Below are 17,365 nucleotides of genomic sequence, written 5' to 3'. Positions count from 1 at the left end.
CTTATTGTCCGGGGAGGATTTGATGACATCGTACCGCAATTCCGATCCGCGGCCGCCGATCATGCAGGGCTCGCCGCCAAAGCTGGTGCCGCCGAAGCTCGATTGGGACCGGCCGCCATGGAACCGCTGGGCCTTCCAGCACATCCGCGAATTCCTGCCGACGGTCGAGGTCTGGCGCGGCAACGGCCATCGCCGCCGCCTGGAGCGCGCGGAGGTCGATCTCGACGAACTGCCGGTGGTCGACAGTAAAGGTGCGGCGACGACGCTCGCAGGATTGCTCGATGAGACTTATGCCGACGGTTTCCTGGTGCTCAAGGACGGCAAGGTCGTCTATGAGCGCTATTTCAACGGCATGGACGAGCGCACGCTGCATCTGTCGCAGTCGATGGCGAAGTCCGTCACCGGTTCGGTGTGCGGCATACTGGTCGGACGCGGCCTGATCGATCCGGCGAAGCTGGTGACCGACTATCTGCCGGAACTCGGCGATACAGGCTGGGCCGGCGCAACCGTGCAGCACGTGCTCGACATGACGACGGGCGTGCGCTTTTCGGAAGAATACACCGATCGCTATTCCGAGATCGGCCAGGTCGACGTCGCCACCGGCTGGAAGCCGATTCCGCCTGGAAGCGATCCCGATTTCCAGTGGCCGACGCATCTGTTCGAGCTGATCCTGCGGCTGAAGGACCGGGTACGCCCGCATGGCGAGGCGTTCGAGTACCGCTCGATCGAGACCGATGTGCTCGCCTTCATCATGGAAAGGGTTAGCGGCAAGCGCCTGGCACAACTCGTCTCCGAGGAAATCTGGCAAAAGCTCGGCGCCGACGAGAGCGCCTGCTTCACCGTCGACAGCGCCGGCTATGCGCTGGCCGATGGCGGCTTCAACGCAACGCTGCGCGACTATGGCCGCTTCGGCCAGTTGATCCTCGACAATGGCGGCGGTGTGATCCCGGCAGATTGGATCGAGGCGACGCGCAATGGCCGGCATGGTCCCAACTTCAATCCGAGCCTGCCGGAGGGCAGCTACCGCAACCAGTTCTGGATCGAGGATCCGCGCTCGCGCTCCCTGATGTGCCGCGGCGTGTTCGGCCAGATGATCCATATGAACTGGGAACACCGGATGGTCGTGGTGAAGCTTTCGACCTATCCGGATTTCCTCAACTCGGCCTATTCGGTGGCGACGCAGAAGGCTGTGCACGCTATCGCCGCAGCGCTGGCCTGAATTTCAAGATACACCCGGAGAACATCGTGATCGGCAAGACCGCGTTCGAGACCAAATACGGCTTTGCCCGCAGTGATGTGCGGCTGGAAAACTGGCGGCTTTCGCCGCTCAACCGATGGTCTTTCCAGAATGCGGGCGAGCTGGTGCCCAGCGTGCATATCGCGGCGGCGCCTGGCGGCGCGGAACCGGCGAAACCGCTTGGTGACCTGCTTGGCGAAAAGGTCACGCTCGCTGCCGGTCCGGAAACCGTCGAGGCTTTCCTGAAACGGTCCGATACAGACGCGCTGACGATCGTGAAGGCCGGCAAGGTGGCCGGCGATTGGTCGTCGCCGTATATGGATTTCGGCGCCCGCCACATCATCTTCTCGATCAGCAAGTCTGTGACGGCGATCCTGGCCGGCATTCTGGAAGACGAGGGCGCGTTCGACCCGCAAGCGCCGGTGACCCGATATATTCCGGAGGCCAAGGGTTCGGCCTATGGCGATGCCAGCGTGCGCCATGTGCTCGACATGACGGTCAGCCTCGATTTCGAGGAAGCCTATCTCGATCCGCAAAGCGCCTTTGCCCGCTATCGCCGCTCGACGCTGTGGAACCCGGGTGGGGGGTCGGAAAGCCTGAAGGCATTCCTCATGACGTTGCAGCGTCTCGCCGAACCGCACGGGCAGAGCTACCGCTACCGCTCACCCAATTCGGATATGCTGGGCATCCTGGTGGAGCGGGCGTCGGGTAAACGCGTCGGTGATTTGCTCGGCGAAAAGCTCTGGCTGCCGCTGGGTGCTGCCAGCGAAATGTCGGTGACGGTCGACATGGAAGGCACGGCGCGCACCGCCGGCGGGATGTCGATGACGCCGCGCGACCTCGCCCGCATCGGCGAGATGATGCGGCAGGGCGGCATGGCCAATGGCCGCCGCATACTGCCCGAAGCCTGGGTGCGCGACACGATCGCGAGCGGCGGCAGCCATGAGGCCTGGCAGCGCGGCACCATGGCATTCCTCTTCCCCAAAGGGCGCTACCGCAACAAATGGTACCAGACCGGCCACGACAGCGGCGCTTTCTGCGGCATCGGCATCCATGGGCAATGGCTCTACGTCAATCCGAAGGCCGAAGTGGTGATCGCCAAGATGTCGTCGCAGCCGGAGCCGGTGGATGATAGGCTTGACGAGCAAGTCGTGGCTTTTTTCGAAGCTTTGAGCGGAATGGTCTGAGCCGATCGGTGGTTCTCTGGTCCGGCTGTTTCCTGTGGACCCTTGGCGCCGATTGAAACCGGCGCGGTTGGCGGATCGGACATCCCGGCCTATGGTCGCCGCTCTTTTCGACAGGAACGAGCATGGCATCCGATATCAAGCGCATCGCAGCAATCATCGCCGCCGAGATCAAGGCGCGGCCGGAGCAGGCCGCGGCGGCGATCGGGTTGCTTGACGAGGGCGCGACGGTGCCGTTCGTGGCGCGCTACCGCAAGGAAGTCACCGGCGGGCTCGACGATACGCAGTTGCGCGACCTCTCCGAACGGCTCGCCTATCTGCGCGAGCTCGATGCGCGTCGCGAGACGATCCTCGGCTCGATTCGCGAGCAGGGCAAGCTGACCGAGGAACTCGAGGCCAAGATCGCGACGGCCGCCACCAAGGCGGAGCTCGAAGACATCTATCTTCCCTATAAGCCGAAGCGCCGCACCAAGGCCGAGATCGCCAAGGAGCGCGGACTTGGGCCGCTCGCCGAAGCGATCCTGGCCGATCGCTCGGCGGTGCCGGCGGAACTGGCGCTCGCCTATGTCACCGAAGAGGTGGCGGACGCCAAGGCGGCGCTCGAAGGGGCGCGCGACATCCTGTCGGAGCAGTTCGCCGAGAATGCCGACCTGGTCGGCAAGCTGCGCGCCTACATGAAGGAGCGCGCCTTCCTGCGCGCGAAAGTCGTCGACGGCAAGCAGGAGGCCGGCGCGAAATTCTCCGACTATTTCGACCATGTCGAGCGCTGGTCGGGCGTGCCCAGCCACCGTGCCTTGGCCATGCTGCGCGGCCGCAACGAAGAGGTGCTGTCGCTCGACATCGAGGTCGACGCCGATGACGCCTCGCCGGTGAAGCCGGTCGAGCGCATGATCGCCAATGCCTATGCGATCGGCGGCACGCTGCCGGGCGACCGCTGGCTGATGGAAGTCGCCGGCTGGACCTGGCGCATCAAGCTTTCGCTGCATCTGACGCTCGATCTGATGCGCGATTTGCGCGAGCGGGCCGAGGAAGAGGCGATCCACGTCTTTGCCCGCAATTTGAAGGACCTTTTGCTCGCAGCTCCCGCGGGCTCGCGGCCGACCATGGGGCTCGACCCCGGCATCCGCACCGGCGTCAAGGTGGCGGTGGTCGACGGCACCGGCAAGCTGGTGGCGACGACGACGGTCTATCCGTTCCCGCCGAAGAACGACGTGCGCGGCACGCAGGCGGAGCTCGCCGCACTCATCCGCCAGCACAAGGTCGAGCTGATCTCGATCGGCAACGGCACCGGGAGCCGCGAGACGGAAAAGCTGGTCGCCGACATGCTGTCGGATCTGCCGGCCGGGTCAGGTCCCAAGCCGCTCAAGGTGATCGTCAGCGAGGCGGGCGCCTCGGTCTATTCCGCGTCGGCGACGGCGGCGGCGGAATTCCCCGGCCTCGATGTGTCGCTGCGCGGCGCGGTGTCGATCGCAAGGCGCCTGCAGGATCCGCTGGCCGAACTGGTCAAGATCGAGCCGAAATCGATCGGCGTCGGCCAGTACCAGCATGATGTCGACCAGTACCGGCTTGGCCGCTCGCTGGAAGCGGTGGTCGAGGACGCGGTCAACGCCGTCGGCGTCGACCTCAACACGGCGTCGGCGCCGCTCTTGGCGCGGGTGTCGGGGCTGGGGCCGTCGCTTGCCGAGGCCATCGTCGCGCATCGCGATGCGACCGGGCCGTTTGCCAGTCGCAAGGAGCTGCTGAAGGTGGCGCGGCTCGGGCCGCGCGCGTTCGAACAGTCCGCCGGTTTCCTGCGCATCGCCAATGGCAGCGAGCCGCTCGATGCCTCGTCGGTACATCCCGAAGCCTATGGCGTGGCGAAGAAGATCGTCGCCGCCTGCGGTCGTGACGTGCGCGCGCTGATGGGCGACAGCGCCGCGCTCAAGGCGCTCGACCCGCGCATCTTCGTCGACGAGCGCTTCGGCCTGCCGACGGTGCGCGACATCATCGCCGAGCTGGAGAAGCCGGGACGCGATCCGCGCCCTGGCTTCAAGACGGCGATCTTTGCCGATGGCGTCGACGACATCAAGGATCTGAAGCCCGGCATGCTGCTCGAGGGTACTGTCACCAACGTCGCGGCCTTCGGCGCCTTCGTCGATATCGGCGTGCATCAGGACGGGCTGGTGCATGTCTCGCAACTGGCCGACCGCTTCATCAAGGACGCGCATGAGGTGGTGAAGGCGGGCGACGTGGTGAAGGTCCGCGTCGTCGACGTCGACATCAAGCGCAAGCGCATTGCGCTGTCGATGCGCAAGGATGGCGGCGAAGGTGGAGCTCAGCGAGGCCCGCGCGACAATGGCGGCGGCAAGTCGGCGCCACGCTCGCCGGCACCGCAGCGTCAGCCGGAACGGCCTTCGCAGGGCGCATTCGGCGCGGCGCTCGCCGAGGCGATGAAGCGGAAGTAGCGCAGCGATTGCGAGCAGCTTTCTTGCAAACGGTGGTAAGGTTGCCTACCATATCGATATGGCGAATGTTGAGAAAGTGAGCGTTGCCCTCACTCCCGAAATGGCAAACATGATGCGCGAGGTCGTCGCCGCGGGTGAATACGCCTCGGCAAGCGAAGTCATGCGCGAGGCATTGCGCGACTGGAAATTTCGTCGGACACAGCGTGAGCAGGCCATCCATGAGCTGGGCCGTCTTTGGGATGAAGGTATGGCAAGCGGCGACGCGGTCGATGGCGCTCAGGCTTTCGCCCGGATCAAAAACAAGCTCGACGCGAAAATCGCCGGACGCAAATCGTAGATGACGCTGCGCTTACGACCGGAAGCCGAGGCGGATATCGAGGCAATCGCGCTTTATATCGCCGAAGATAGTCCGTCGGCGGCGTTGCGCTGGTATGGTGAAATACTCGCCCTTTGCCAGCGCATCGCCGAAATGCCAGGAATGGGCGTTGCCCGGCCGGAGGTGCGGGCGGACCTGCGCACGTTTCCCGCAGGAAACTACCTTATCCTCTATCGCCAAATCGACAACGGAGCCGAGATCGTGCGCGTCGTTCATGGCGCACGGCGGTGGCAGGAACTGCTGTAGCGGAACGTCGAGATGCAGCGCCAGCCGGAGCGGTCCTCGCAGGGCGCGTTCGGCGCGGCTTTGGCCGAGGCGATGAAGCGGAAGTAGCTACCACGCCAGCACAGCCGGCTCCTTGCCGATCTGGCCCAACAGCCAGTCGCGAAAACTGGCGACCGGCGGGTGGCCGCGCTTGTCGAGCGGCACGACCAGATAGTAAGCGCTGCGGCTCTGCATCGGCTGGCCGGGCGCGGGCACCAGTTGGCCGCGCTGCAATTCACCTGAGATCAGGATTTCTGGCAGCAGCGCCACGCCGAGGCCGGCCATGCAGGCCTGCGCGACCGTGCCGAACTGCTCGAATTGCATGCCGGGTCCGGTCGGCGCGCTGAGGCCCTGCTCCTCGAACCATTCGCTCCAGGCGCCGGGGCGCGTCGCCATGTGCAGCAGCGGCAGGCGGCTGATGTCGGCCGGGGCGGCGATGGCGCGGCTGGCCAGGAATTCGGGCGAAGCCACCGGCATCACGGTCTCGCGCATCAATAGCGTGCAATCGGCATCCGGCCAATCGGGCATGCCGTGATGGATGGCGGCGTCGAGGCGCTCGCGGACGAAGTCGAAGCGGCCGATGCGGGTGGCGAAGTTGATGGTGATGTCGGGGTGGCGGGCGACGAAATCCGGGATCAGCGGCATCAGCCAGCGCGTGCCGAAGGTCGGCAGGATGGCGAGGTTCAGAGCGCCGCTATGCCGATTGCTCATCAATCCGAGCGCGGCGTCGCGCAACTGCCCGAGTGCCGAGCGCACCGCTTCGGCATAGATCTCGCCCGCCGTCGACAGCCGGACGTTGCGGCTGTCGCGCTCGAACAGCCGGCGGCCGAACTGTTCTTCCAAAAGGTTGATCTGCCGGCTGACGGCGCCCTGCGTCAGATCGAGCTCGCGCGCGGCGGCGGTGAAGGAGCCCAGCCGCGCCACCGCCTCGAAGGCGGCGAGCGCGGCGGTGTTGGGCAGGAGGCGGCGCTGGACGTTCATGATCCATTACTAATCCTCATTGATCTGTGATGCAATTTCGTTTGATTTTTTTCAGGCGGAGGCCGATAAGCCGGGCACTCCAAATTTTTCGAGGACTTCGCCATGGCCGCCGACAAGAACGCCTTCGTCTGGAACGATCCTTTCCTGATCGAGGACCAGCTTTCCGAGGACGAGCGCATGGTGCGCGACGGCGCCGCTGCTTTCGCCGCCGACAAGCTGGCGCCGCGCATCGAGGAGGCCTATGCCGACGAGAAGACCGATCCTTCGATCTTCCGCGAGATGGGTGAGGCGGGCCTGCTCGGCATCACCGTTCCGGAAGAATATGGCGGCCTCGGCGCTAACTATGTCACCTATGGGCTGGTCGCGCGCGAAGTCGAGCGCATCGATTCCGGCTATCGCTCGATGATGAGCGTGCAGTCCTCGCTGGTGATGTATCCGATCCATGCCTATGGATCGGAGTCGCAGCGCAAGAAGTACCTGCCGAAGCTGGCTTCGGGCGAGTGGATCGGCTGCTTCGGCCTGACCGAGCCGGATGCCGGTTCCGATCCGGGCGGCATGAAGACGCGCGCCGAGAAAACGGCGAGCGGCTACAAGCTCTCCGGCTCCAAGATGTGGATTTCGAATGCGCCGATCGCCGACGTCTTCGTCGTCTGGGCGAAGCTGAAGGGCGACAACGGCAAGGACGAGATCCGCGGCTTCGTGCTGGAAAAGGGCATGAAGGGACTTTCGGCGCCGAAGATCGGCGGCAAGCTTTCGCTGCGGGCCTCGATCACCGGCGAGGTGGTGCTGGAAGGCGTCGAGGTCGGCGAGGAGGCGCTGCTGCCCAACGCCAGGGGCCTAGGCGGCCCGTTCGGCTGTCTCAACCGGGCGCGCTACGGCATTTCCTGGGGCGCGATGGGCGCTGCGGAAGACTGCTGGAGCCGCGCGCGGCAATACGGCCTCGACAGAAAGCAGTTCGGCAAGCCGCTCGCCGGCACGCAGCTTTTCCAGAAGAAGCTCGCCGACATGCAGACCGAGATCGCGCTGGGACTGCAGGGTTCACTGCGTGTCGGCCGGTTGATGGACGAAGGCAAGATGGCGCCGGAGATGATCTCGATCGTCAAGCGCAACAATTGCGGCAAGGCGCTCGATATCGCCCGCCAAGCCCGCGACATGCATGGCGGCAACGGCATCCAGATCGGCTACCACGTCATGCGCCACGCGCAGAACCTGGAGACGGTGAACACCTATGAGGGCACGCATGACGTGCATGCGCTTATCCTCGGGAGGGCGCAGACCGGCATCCAGGCGTTTTTCTGAGTTGAATTTCGGCACAGCTTAGCCGGCAACGCTGCTTAAATTAGGTGCAGCGCAACATCTCTGCTTGGAAAATGACATTCATGTGTGTCAGGGTTCGGCGACCGAAAACGCCGAACTCCGGGGACCCATGGCAATTCTGGCAGCCGTCCACCACCTGACGCATTACAAATACGACCGTCCCGTCGTTCTCGGCCCCCAGGTGATCAGGCTGCAGCCGGCGCCGCATTCGCGCACCAAGGTGCTCAGCCATTCGCTGAAGGTCGAGCCGAAGACCCACTTCGTCAATCTGCAGCAGGACCCGTACGGCAACTTCCTCGCCCGCTTCGTCTTCCCGGAGCCGGTGAGCGAGCTGAAGATCGAGGTCGACCTCGTCGCCGACATGACGGTCTACAATCCGTTCGATTTCTTCGTCGAGGAGAGCGCCGAGAATTTTCCATTCGAGTATCCCGAGGAGATCAGGGAAGACCTCGCCATCTACCGCACGCCGGAGCCGGCCGGCCCATTGCTGTCGGCCTTCCTGAAGACCATCGACACGAGCCCCAGGAACACCGTCAATTTCCTGGTCGACCTCAATGCGCGGCTGCAGCGCGAGATCGCCTATATCGTGCGGATGGAGACCGGCGTGTTCTCGCCGGAAGAGACGCTGGCCGCGGCCAAGGGGTCATGCCGGGATTCGAGCTGGCTCCTGGTGCAGATCCTCAGGAATCTCGGCATCGCGGCGCGCTTCGTCTCCGGCTATCTGATCCAGCTCAAGCCCGATCTCGTGTCGCTGGACGGGCCGCCTGGAACGTCGGTCGATTTCACCGACCTGCATGCTTGGTGCGAGGTCTATCTTCCGGGCGCCGGCTGGATCGGTTTCGACCCGACCTCCGGATTGCTTACCGGCGAAAGCCATGTGCCGCTGGCGGCTACGCCGCATTACCGCAACGCGGCGCCCATCTCCGGCATGGCGAGCTTCGCCAATGTCGATTTCGCCTTCGACATGCGGGTTGACCGCATCGCCGAGCATCCGCGCATCACCAAGCCGTTCTCCGACGAGAGCTGGGAGGCGCTCGACGCGCTGGGCGGCAAGGTCGATGCAGCGCTGAGGGAAGGCGACGTGCGGCTGACCATGGGCGGCGAGCCGACTTTCGTGTCGATCGACGATTTCGAATCCGCCGAATGGAACACGGCCGCCGTCGGCCCGACCAAGCGCGACAAGGCCGATCAGCTGATCCGCCGGCTGCGCGAGCGTTTTGCGCCGGGCGGCTTCCTGCACTACGGCCAGGGCAAGTGGTATCCGGGCGAGAGCCTGCCGCGCTGGACGTTTTCGCTTTATTGGCGCACCGATGGCGAGCCGGTGTGGAGCGATCCGTCGCTGATCGCGCGGGAGAAGAGTGGCGGTTCCGTCGGTCCGGAGCAGGCCGAAAGCCTGCTCACGACGATCGCCGGTGAGCTCGGCATCGACAAGGCGATGGTCAACGAGGCCTATGAGGATCCCGGCGAATGGCTGCTCAAGGAAGGCAAGCTGCCGGACAATGTCGATCCGTCCAACTCAAAGCTGGAAGACCCGGAAGAGCGCAGCCGCATGGCGCGCGTCTTCGAGCGCGGCCTGACCAAGCCGTCCGGCTATGTGCTGCCGGTGCAGCGCTGGAATAGCCAGGCCGCCGGCCCGCGCTGGCGCTCGGAGAAGTGGAAGACGCGGCGCGGTCGCCTGTTCCTGGTGCCGGGCGATTCACCGGTCGGCTACCGCCTGCCGCTCGGCACGCTGCCTTACGTGCCGCCGGCGCAATATCCCTATATCGTGCCGGTCGATCCATCCGTGCCACGCGGGCCGCTGCCGGCGCGCGAGGACATCCTGCCGGGAGCCGCCCCGGCGGAGCCTGAAGGCGCCGACGAGATGGCGCGGCGCCAGCAGGCCGCGTCCTTCACTGCGGCGACCGGCCAGCAGGACCGCGTCGAACAGGAGATCACCGAAATCGGCGGCGCGGTGCGCACCGCGCTCACCGTCGAGCCGCGCGACGGCCGGCTTTGCGTGTTCATGCCGCCGGTCGAGGCGCTGGAAGACTATCTCGAACTGGTGGCGGCGGCGGAGAACGCGGCCAAGGCCATCGGCCTGCCGGTGCATATCGAAGGCTATGCCCCGCCGCAGGACCCGCGCCTCAACGTCATCCGCGTAGCGCCCGATCCGGGCGTCATCGAGGTCAACATCCACCCGGCCGCCAATTGGCAGGATTGCGTGGCGACAACCACGGCGATCTATCAGGAAGCCAGGCAGTCGCGGCTCGGCACCGACAAGTTCATGATCGACGGCCGCCATACAGGCACCGGCGGCGGCAACCATGTCGTGGTCGGCGGCGCGACGCCAAACGACAGCCCGTTCCTGCGCCGGCCGGACCTGTTGAAGAGCCTGGTGCTGCATTGGCAACGGCATCCGTCGCTGTCCTATCTGTTTTCCGGCCTGTTCATCGGCCCGACCAGCCAGGCGCCGCGTTTCGACGAGGCGCGCCACGATTCGCTCTATGAGCTCGAGATCGCGATGGCGCAGGTGCCGCATCCAGATAGGGGTGAAGCACCCTTGCCGTGGCTGGTGGACAGGCTGTTCCGCAATCTTCTCACCGATGTCACCGGCAACACGCACCGTTCGGAAATCTGCATCGACAAATTGTTCTCGCCGGACGGTCCGACCGGCCGGCTGGGACTGGTCGAGTTCCGCGGCTTCGAGATGCCGCCGAATGCGCGCATGAGCCTGGCGCAGCAATTGCTCGTCAGGGCGATTATAGCCCGCGCCTGGAAGAACCCGCTCGATGGGCGCTTCGTGCGCTGGGGCACATCGCTGCACGACCGCTTCATGCTGCCGCATCATGTCTGGGCGGATTTCCTCGACGTGCTGGAGGATCTGAAGCTCAACGGCTTCGAGTTCCGCCCCGAATGGTTTGCCGCGCAGCTCGAATTCCGCTTTCCGTTCTGCGGCGAGGTTAGCCAAGGCGGCGTCAAGCTGGAACTCAGGCAAGCGCTAGAGCCCTGGCATGTGATGGGCGAGCAGGGCGCGATCGGCGGAACGGTCCGCTTCGTCGATTCTTCCGTCGAACGTCTGCAGGTCAGGACCGAAGGCCTCAATCCGGAACGTCATGCCGTCGTCTGCAACGGCCGCATCGTGCCGATGAAGGCGACCGACAATCGGGAGGTCGCGGTGGCCGGCGTGCGCTTCAAGGCCTGGCAGCCGGCGTCGGGCCTGCATCCGGCCCTTCCGGTCAACACGCCGCTGGTCTTCGACATCTACGATCGCTGGTCGGGGCGCCCGCTCGGCGGCTGCGTCTACCATGTCGCGCATCCCGGCGGGCGCAACTACGACACCTTCCCGGTCAACGGCAACGAAGCCGAGGCGCGGCGGCTTGCGCGCTTCGAGCCGCGTGGCCACACACCGGGCGCCTATGTGCTGCGCGACGAAGAAGCCTCTGAAGACTTTCCGATGACCCTTGACCTCAGGCGGCCGGCGAGACTCTGATCGACAATGGCCAAGGGGAATCAGAAACGGGCGGGCGGCAGGCCGCGGGCGCAAAGCCTGCTGGCACATTATCGGCCCATCGAAGGCGTCGTCGACGAGATGGTCGACGCCGCGGGCCTTCCGCGGCCCGCCTGGCGCTCTTTCATCGAAGCCCTCGACGACCTGGGCGCGGAAAAGCTCGGACAGCGCTTTGCCCGCGCCGATCAGTATCTGCGCGATGCCGGCGTCTATTACCGCGTCTACGACAGGGCCGGCGCCAATGAGCGCGAATGGCCGCTGGCGCATGTGCCGCTGCTGATCGAAGAGCGGGAATGGGCCGAGATCAGCGCCGGGCTCGTCCAGCGCGCCGACCTGTTCGAGGCGATCCTCGCCGATGTCTACGGACCGAACCGGCTGGTCGAGCAGGGCATCCTGCCGGCCGGCCTGATCGCAGCCAGCCCGGAATATCTGCGGCCCGTGGCAGGCGTGCGGCCGGCCAATGGCCATTTCCTGCATATGGTCGCCTTCGAACTCGGCCGCGGGCCGGACGGCCGCTGGTGGGTGCTGGGCGACCGCACGCAGGCGCCGTCCGGCGCCGGCTTTGCGCTGGAAAACCGCGTCGCCACGACACGCGCGCTCTCCGACATCTATGGCGAGATGCACGTGCACCGGCTCGCCGGCTTCTTCCGCCGCTTCCGCGATGCGCTGAACGGCATGGCCAAGGAGAGCGGCGGCCGGGTTGCCATCCTGACGCCCGGGCCGCTCAACGAGACCTATTACGAGCACGCCTATATCGCGCGCTATCTCGGCATCATGCTGCTCGAGGGCGAAGACCTGACGGTCTCCGGCGGCAAGCTGATGGTGCGCACGGTTTCCGGCCTGATGCCGATCGGCGTGCTGTGGCGGCGGTTGGACGCCGCCTTCGCCGATCCGCTGGAGCTCAGGCCGGACTCGCATATCGGCACGCCGGGACTGGTCGAGGCGATAAGGCGCGGCACCGTGTCGGCGGTCAATGCCCTGGGCTCGGGCCTGATGGAAACGCGGGCCCTGCTTTCCTTCCTGCCCAGGATCGCGCGCGAACTGCATGGCGAGGATCTGAAGCTGCCGAGCATCGCCACCTGGTGGTGCGGGCAGGAGGCCGAGCGCGCGCATGTGCTGGCCAACATCGAGCGCATGGTCGTGGGGCCGGCGCTGTCGACGCGGCTCTCCTTCGAGGATGACGGCGCGACCAAGCTCGGCTCGGCGCTCTCTGTCGGCGAACGGGCGGAGCTTATCGCACGCATCGAGCAGGACGGCGCCGGCTTCGCCGGCCAGGAAGCGGTGACGCTGTCGACCACGCCGGTCTTCATCGACGGCAAATTGGAACCGCGGCCGGCCAGCCTGCGCGTCTACTTGGCGCGAACGCCGGAAGGCTGGACTGTGATGCCCGGCGGCTTTGCCCGCGTCGGCTTCTCGCTCGATCCGACGGCGATCGCCATGCAGCGTGGCGGCCAGGCGGCCGATGTCTGGGTGGTCAGCGACCGCCCGGTCGAGCGCGAGACGCTGCTGCCGCAGGAGCATGAGGGCTTCACCCGCACAATGCCGGGCAGCCTGCCCAGCCGCGCGGCGGAGAACCTGACCTGGCTCGGGCGCTATATCGAGCGCTCGGAGGACACGGTGCGCGTGCTGCGCGCCTATCACGTGCGGCTTGCCGAGACCTCCGATCCGGAAATGCCGCTGCTCGCCGACATAAGGTACTATCTCGAGCCGTTCGGCATCGAGGTCGATTCAGCGATCCCGTCAGGGCTGATCGACACGCTGGACAGCGCCGTCTACAGCGCCGGGCAGATCCGCGACCGCTTCTCGCCGGATGGCTGGCTGGCGCTGAAGGATCTGTCGAAGACCATCCATCGGTTCGCCGGCACCGTTGCGCCCGGCGACGACGCGACGCGGGCGATGACGGTGATGCTGCGCAAGCTTGCCGGCTTCTCCGGCCTGCTGCACGAGAACATGTACCGTTTCACCGGCTGGCGTTTCCTCGAGATCGGCCGCAGGCTGGAACGCGGCATCCAGATTGCCCGCACGCTGGCCCGCCTGACCAGGAATGGCGCGCCCGACGGCGCGCTCGACATGATGCTGGAGATCGGCGACAGCGTCATGACCCATCGCCGGCAATATCCGGTGCAGGCTGGGCGGCGCACGGTGATCGACCTTCTGGCGCTCGACCCGCTCAACCCGCGCTCGATCCTGTTCCAGCTCGAGCGGCTGAAGGCCGAGATCGGCATGCTGCCTTCGCTGGGCGGCGAAGGGCATATGTCGCCGGCAGCCAAGGAGATCCTGCAGCTCAACACGGCGATCGCGGTCATGGAGCCGTCCGACATGAAGGCCGAGGTGCTGGACGATCTCGCCACCGAGATCGGCAACCTCTACAGCAGCCTCGCCAAAGCCTATTTCGGATAGGCAGCTCCGCAAAAATGTCGTGCGGTTCTGCGAAAAGAACCTGCGGCAAGACAAGAAAGTAAGCATGCTCTACGACATCAGGCTTCATCTCAGCTATGATTACGACGCCGCGGCCGGTGGCAGCCGGCATCAGGTGCGTGTATTGCCGCCGACGATTTCGGGCGTGCAGCGCGTCGTCGCCGCCTCGCTTTCGTTTGTGCCGACCCCGTCCGAGCGCGCGGATTTCTCCGATTTCTTCGGCAATAATGTCACCGCGATCGCCTTTCGCGATGTCCATGACGGGCTCGATATCAGAATGAGCGCGCGGGTGTCCGTCTCGCGTCCCGAACCGGGGCTCGATGTCTCGCCCGATATTCATGGCTTGAGAGCGGAACTCGATGCGGTGCGCTCGCTGTCGCCGTCGGCGCCGCATCATTTCCTCGCCGCCAGCGATCATGTCGGCATCGACGCGGCGATCACGGCCTATGCGCGGCAAAGCCTCGCCGGCTCGGCCGTGGCCACCGCGGTTGACCTCTGCAATCGCATCCATCGCGACTTCACCTATGACGGCAAGGCCACCACCGTGCAGACGCGGGCGAGCGACGCCTTTGCGCTGAAGCGCGGGGTCTGCCAGGATTTCTCGCACATCATGATCGCCGGCCTGCGCGGCCTGGGCATACCGGCTGGCTATGTCAGCGGCTTCCTGCGCACCATTCCGCCCAAGGGCAAACCGCGGCTCGAAGGCGCGGACGCCATGCATGCCTGGGTCAAGGCCTGGTGCGGACGCGACGCCGGCTGGCAGGAATTCGACCCGACCAACGGCATGCGGGCGAGCAACGACCACATCACCGTCGGCTACGGCCGCGACTATTCCGACGTGGCGCCGATCGTCGGCGTGCTGAAGACGACGGGCGGCCAGGTGGGCGAGCAGGCCGTCGATGTCATTCCGGTTGCCGCCTGACGGCGCGCGGCTTTCTGTTTTACGCAATTCCGGACGGAAGGCTACGGCGAAATCGCCGAGCCTAGCCGCTCACACTTTTCCTGCAATTGCGTAGCCCGTCTGGGTCGCTTCTCAAATTGCGATCCGGTCAGTATCTTGTCGCCGAAGCGGCGGATTGGGCATTAGCGGGGAGCTCAGCTGTTTGACGGCAGTCAGCGTCATCATTCCGGCACACAATGCGGCGGCGACCGTCGCCGATACGCTGGCGACGTTGCGCTCGGAAGCCGACATCATCGGCGAAGTGATCCTCGTCGACGATTCCTCGACCGACGATACGGCGGCGGTGGCGGCGGCTGCCGCGTCGCGGCTGGCCTTGCCGCTGCGGGCCATTCCCTCGAATTGCCGGAACGCCGGCGGCTCCCGCAATCTCGCGCTGACAGAAGCGCGGTTTCCCTGGCTCTACATGATCGACGCCGACGACCTGCACCTGGAGGGTGGATTGCGGGCGCTGTTGTCGAAGGCGAGAACAACGCCGGACACGGATATGGTGGTTGGTGCCTACCGTCGACGGACCGACGGTGTGGATCGTCATTTCAAGACGCCAAACGGTTATGTCGCCGCCGGGCCCGTCAATGCCTCGGCGTATCTCGAAGGAAAGATCAGGTCGATTGCGGTCGGCAGCGCCCTGGTGTCCAAGCGTGCTATCGGCGAGACGCGGTTCCCGACCAGATTGGCGTATGACGAGGATACGTTGTTTTGGGTCCGTGTGATGAGCGAAGCATCGCTTGCGGTGGTTACGCAACCGATCATGACGTATTTCGTATCGTCGGAACGTTCGGACGACCGCTTCGTCGTCGAGCCAGCGCGGCGCTTTCTCGAATGGCGCCTGGCGCTGCGTGAACTCGCAAAATCCGGCATTCCTCGGTCGTCCCTGAAGGTGAGGGAGGGACTTGTGGCGCTCAAGATCGCGCGTGTTCACTACGCTAGGGGTGACCTGCAAACAGCAGCAAGATTCCTGGCGGTCGCCGAAGCCGCTCCCAAGGCTCCCGGCGACATCTGGCGTTGTCTGCGCTACCGGCTGAAAATCGCGACGCGGCGCACGTTCTCCGCCCGTCCCACCCAGTTGCAGCGCGCCTGATGGCCGATCGGCCGGACCTGGCAGTCGCGATCATTGGTTTCCGGGCTCCGGCCGGACTGGTTGCGGCGGTGCGGTCGGTTCTCGATCAGGACGTCCCGCTCGAAATCGTGGTGGTGAATTCCGGCGGCGGCAATGCCCAGGCGCTTCTGGGTGGCTATGGACTCGACGTGACCGTCATCGAATCCGAATCCAGCTTGTTTGCCGGCGCGGCTCGAAATCGGGGCATCGCAGCGACGCAGGCGCCCTATGTCGCCTTTCTTGCCGACGACTGCCTGGCGCGCCCGGGCTGGGCCGAGGCCCGGTTGCGACATCATCGGCAAGGCGCGGCGGCTGTGGCCAGCGCAATCGCCAACAGCCATCCACGCAATCTGGTGGCGTGCGCGGCCCATCTCGTCACCCATATGCGACGCCTGCCGGGTCTTCCGGCCGAGGAGGCGCAGCGCTACGGCGTTTCCTTCGATCGCAAGCTGTTCGATCGATATGGGTTATTCGACGAGCATATGCCGTCTGGAGAAGACACTGAATTCATGGCCAGGCTTCCGCAGGCAATGCGACCGGTCTGGGAGCCGCGGGTCCTCACTGTCCATTGCAACGAAACGCGCCTGTTGGCGATGCTTGCCGACCAGTATCGGCGCGGCCGCCGTTACGGCGCCTATCTTGCGTCCATCGGCGGCGAACGACCCGCGCGTCCTTTTCGCAAGGTGTTCCGGGACCGGCGCAATGTCGCCAGGCTGGCTAAAGCGGGCCTGTCTGGAACCGAGAAGACCTTTGCGATGCTGTCGCTGCCGATCGTGTGGCTGGCCCTGGCCGCCAAATCGATTGGGGCCGCGGTCGGGGCGAGCCGTGACAGCAAAACGGGCCGGCGCCAATGATCACCGTCGAGATGAGGCAGCCACGCCGGCGTCGCGGACGGTTTCTTTGGTCGCGGCAGAGGATCGTCGCCGTGTTCAGCTATCGATACGATGCGCATCTGGTGCCCGATTTGCTCGCCAATCTCGATCCCATCGTCGACGGCTGGGTCGCCTATGACGATCGGGCCGCCGACGGGATTTTTAGCGACGAACCGCAAAGGCGGCGTGCGCTGATCGCCGCCGCTTGTGACGCGGGCGCGGCCTGGGTGCTGGCGATGGATCCCGACGAACGGCTGGAAAATGCCGTCGCCGGCCGCATCGGCCAACTGACCGGCGGTTCGCGGCGCAACGCCTGGGGATTTCGCTTGCGCGAGATGTATACGCCGGCGAGCTATCGCGTCGACGGCGTCTGGGGCCTGAAGATGCAGCACAGGCTTTTTCGCGCCTACCATCCGGACCGCTACCGCTCGCCGGTGCTGCACGGCGCCTGGTTTCCCGAAGATGCCGGCTTCAACCTGAGGGATAGCGGCCTCAACCTCTATCACCTGAAGATGATCGAGCCGAAACGGCGTTCGGCGCGTCGCGATCTCTACAATCATCTCGATCCGGACCGCCGGATGCAGCCGATCGGCTACGACTATCTGGCGGACGAGTCCGGAGCAGTCCTCGAGGCCGTGCCGGCGGGACGCGAGTATTTTCCGGTCCATTCCGACGATGGTGGGCTTTGGATGGCAGATCTATCGGTCAACGAGCAGGGCTGAAAGCCC

Annotated in this window: 13 protein-coding genes; 12 read left to right on the top strand and 1 reads right to left on the bottom strand. The window is 65.4% G+C overall.

From position 1 onward, the window contains the following. Positions 1-22 precede the first annotated feature (22 nt). The 5 genes from FJ988_RS15875 to FJ988_RS15855 all read left to right on the top strand — a co-directional run bounded on the left by FJ988_RS15875 (position 23) and on the right by FJ988_RS15855 (position 5,487). Complete coding sequence (locus FJ988_RS15875) at positions 23-1,219, top strand: serine hydrolase (protein ID WP_140819276.1); 1,197 nt, start codon at positions 23-25, stop codon at positions 1,217-1,219. 26 nt (positions 1,220-1,245) lie between these two features. After that, on the top strand, positions 1,246-2,424 hold the full coding sequence (locus tag FJ988_RS15870) for a serine hydrolase (protein ID WP_140819275.1): 1,179 nt from the start codon (positions 1,246-1,248) through the stop codon (positions 2,422-2,424). A 122-nt stretch (positions 2,425-2,546) separates the two neighbouring features. Beyond that, positions 2,547-4,865: a Tex family protein gene (locus FJ988_RS15865; RefSeq protein ID WP_140819274.1), complete on the top strand. Its 2,319-nt coding sequence runs from the start codon at positions 2,547-2,549 to the stop codon at positions 4,863-4,865. A gap of 58 nt (positions 4,866-4,923) precedes the next feature. Beyond that, positions 4,924-5,202, top strand: coding sequence for a type II toxin-antitoxin system ParD family antitoxin (locus FJ988_RS15860; RefSeq protein ID WP_140819273.1), 279 nt, complete (start codon positions 4,924-4,926; stop codon positions 5,200-5,202). Continuing rightward, the gene (locus tag FJ988_RS15855; protein WP_140819272.1) at positions 5,203-5,487 is read left to right on the top strand and encodes a type II toxin-antitoxin system RelE/ParE family toxin; all 285 of its coding nucleotides are present in this window, start codon (positions 5,203-5,205) and stop codon (positions 5,485-5,487) included. It begins immediately after the preceding gene. Positions 5,488-5,574: 87 nt separating this feature from the next. Here the strand turns inward: FJ988_RS15855 and FJ988_RS15850 are convergent, their stop codons facing one another. Continuing rightward, complete coding sequence (locus tag FJ988_RS15850) at positions 5,575-6,486, bottom strand: LysR family transcriptional regulator (protein ID WP_140819271.1); 912 nt, start codon at positions 6,484-6,486, stop codon at positions 5,575-5,577. Between the two features lie 102 nt (positions 6,487-6,588). Here FJ988_RS15850 and FJ988_RS15845 point away from each other — a divergent pair, with 102 nt between their 5' ends. The 7 genes from FJ988_RS15845 (at position 6,589) to FJ988_RS15815 (ending at position 17,359) form a co-directional block, all read left to right on the top strand. Continuing rightward, complete coding sequence (locus FJ988_RS15845; RefSeq protein ID WP_140819270.1) at positions 6,589-7,785, top strand: acyl-CoA dehydrogenase; 1,197 nt, start codon at positions 6,589-6,591, stop codon at positions 7,783-7,785. Between the two features lie 127 nt (positions 7,786-7,912). Next, positions 7,913-11,272 carry a DUF2126 domain-containing protein gene (locus FJ988_RS15840; protein WP_140819269.1) on the top strand — a complete coding sequence of 1,120 codons (3,360 nt, stop codon included), beginning with the start codon at positions 7,913-7,915 and terminating at the stop codon, positions 11,270-11,272. Positions 11,273-11,278: 6 nt separating this feature from the next. Continuing rightward, positions 11,279-13,690 carry a circularly permuted type 2 ATP-grasp protein gene (locus tag FJ988_RS15835; RefSeq protein WP_140819268.1) on the top strand — a complete coding sequence of 804 codons (2,412 nt, stop codon included), beginning with the start codon at positions 11,279-11,281 and terminating at the stop codon, positions 13,688-13,690. A 64-nt stretch (positions 13,691-13,754) separates the two neighbouring features. Continuing rightward, the gene (locus tag FJ988_RS15830; RefSeq protein WP_140819267.1) at positions 13,755-14,630 is read left to right on the top strand and encodes a transglutaminase family protein; all 876 of its coding nucleotides are present in this window, start codon (positions 13,755-13,757) and stop codon (positions 14,628-14,630) included. A gap of 181 nt (positions 14,631-14,811) precedes the next feature. Next, a complete protein-coding gene (locus tag FJ988_RS15825) occupies positions 14,812-15,747 on the top strand; it encodes a glycosyltransferase family 2 protein (RefSeq protein WP_140819266.1) in 936 nt (311 codons plus the stop codon). Further along, the gene (locus FJ988_RS15820; protein ID WP_140819265.1) at positions 15,747-16,619 is read left to right on the top strand and encodes a glycosyltransferase family 2 protein; all 873 of its coding nucleotides are present in this window, start codon (positions 15,747-15,749) and stop codon (positions 16,617-16,619) included. The genes FJ988_RS15825 and FJ988_RS15820 overlap by 1 nt, the downstream gene beginning before the upstream one ends. Before the next feature lie 71 nt (positions 16,620-16,690). Further along, positions 16,691-17,359 (top strand): hypothetical protein, encoded by a 669-nt coding sequence (locus FJ988_RS15815; protein WP_140819264.1) that lies wholly within the window; start codon positions 16,691-16,693, stop codon positions 17,357-17,359. Positions 17,360-17,365 lie beyond the last annotated feature (6 nt).

The sequence above is a fragment of the Mesorhizobium sp. CU3 genome, assembly GCF_006442965.1.
GTDB lineage: Bacteria > Pseudomonadota > Alphaproteobacteria > Rhizobiales > Rhizobiaceae > Mesorhizobium.
Note: the sequence above shows the minus strand (reverse complement) of the source record. Positions and strands in the feature narration are given on the sequence as shown.

Excerpts from the sequence above, each read along its gene's own strand:
- FJ988_RS15860 (WP_140819273.1), top strand. The coding sequence starts at position 4,924 with ATGGCGAATGTTGAGAAAGTGAGCGTTGCCCTCACTCCCGAAATGGCA.
- FJ988_RS15835 (WP_140819268.1), top strand. The coding sequence starts at position 11,279 with ATGGCCAAGGGGAATCAGAAACGGGCGGGCGGCAGGCCGCGGGCGCAA.
- FJ988_RS15840 (WP_140819269.1), top strand. The coding sequence starts at position 7,913 with ATGGCAATTCTGGCAGCCGTCCACCACCTGACGCATTACAAATACGAC.
- FJ988_RS15875 (WP_140819276.1), top strand. The coding sequence starts at position 23 with ATGACATCGTACCGCAATTCCGATCCGCGGCCGCCGATCATGCAGGGC.
- FJ988_RS15850 (WP_140819271.1), bottom strand. The coding sequence starts at position 6,486 with ATGAACGTCCAGCGCCGCCTCCTGCCCAACACCGCCGCGCTCGCCGCC.
- FJ988_RS15865 (WP_140819274.1), top strand. The coding sequence starts at position 2,547 with ATGGCATCCGATATCAAGCGCATCGCAGCAATCATCGCCGCCGAGATC.
- FJ988_RS15820 (WP_140819265.1), top strand. The coding sequence starts at position 15,747 with ATGGCCGATCGGCCGGACCTGGCAGTCGCGATCATTGGTTTCCGGGCT.
- FJ988_RS15845 (WP_140819270.1), top strand. The coding sequence starts at position 6,589 with ATGGCCGCCGACAAGAACGCCTTCGTCTGGAACGATCCTTTCCTGATC.
- FJ988_RS15855 (WP_140819272.1), top strand. The coding sequence starts at position 5,203 with ATGACGCTGCGCTTACGACCGGAAGCCGAGGCGGATATCGAGGCAATC.
- FJ988_RS15830 (WP_140819267.1), top strand. The coding sequence starts at position 13,755 with ATGCTCTACGACATCAGGCTTCATCTCAGCTATGATTACGACGCCGCG.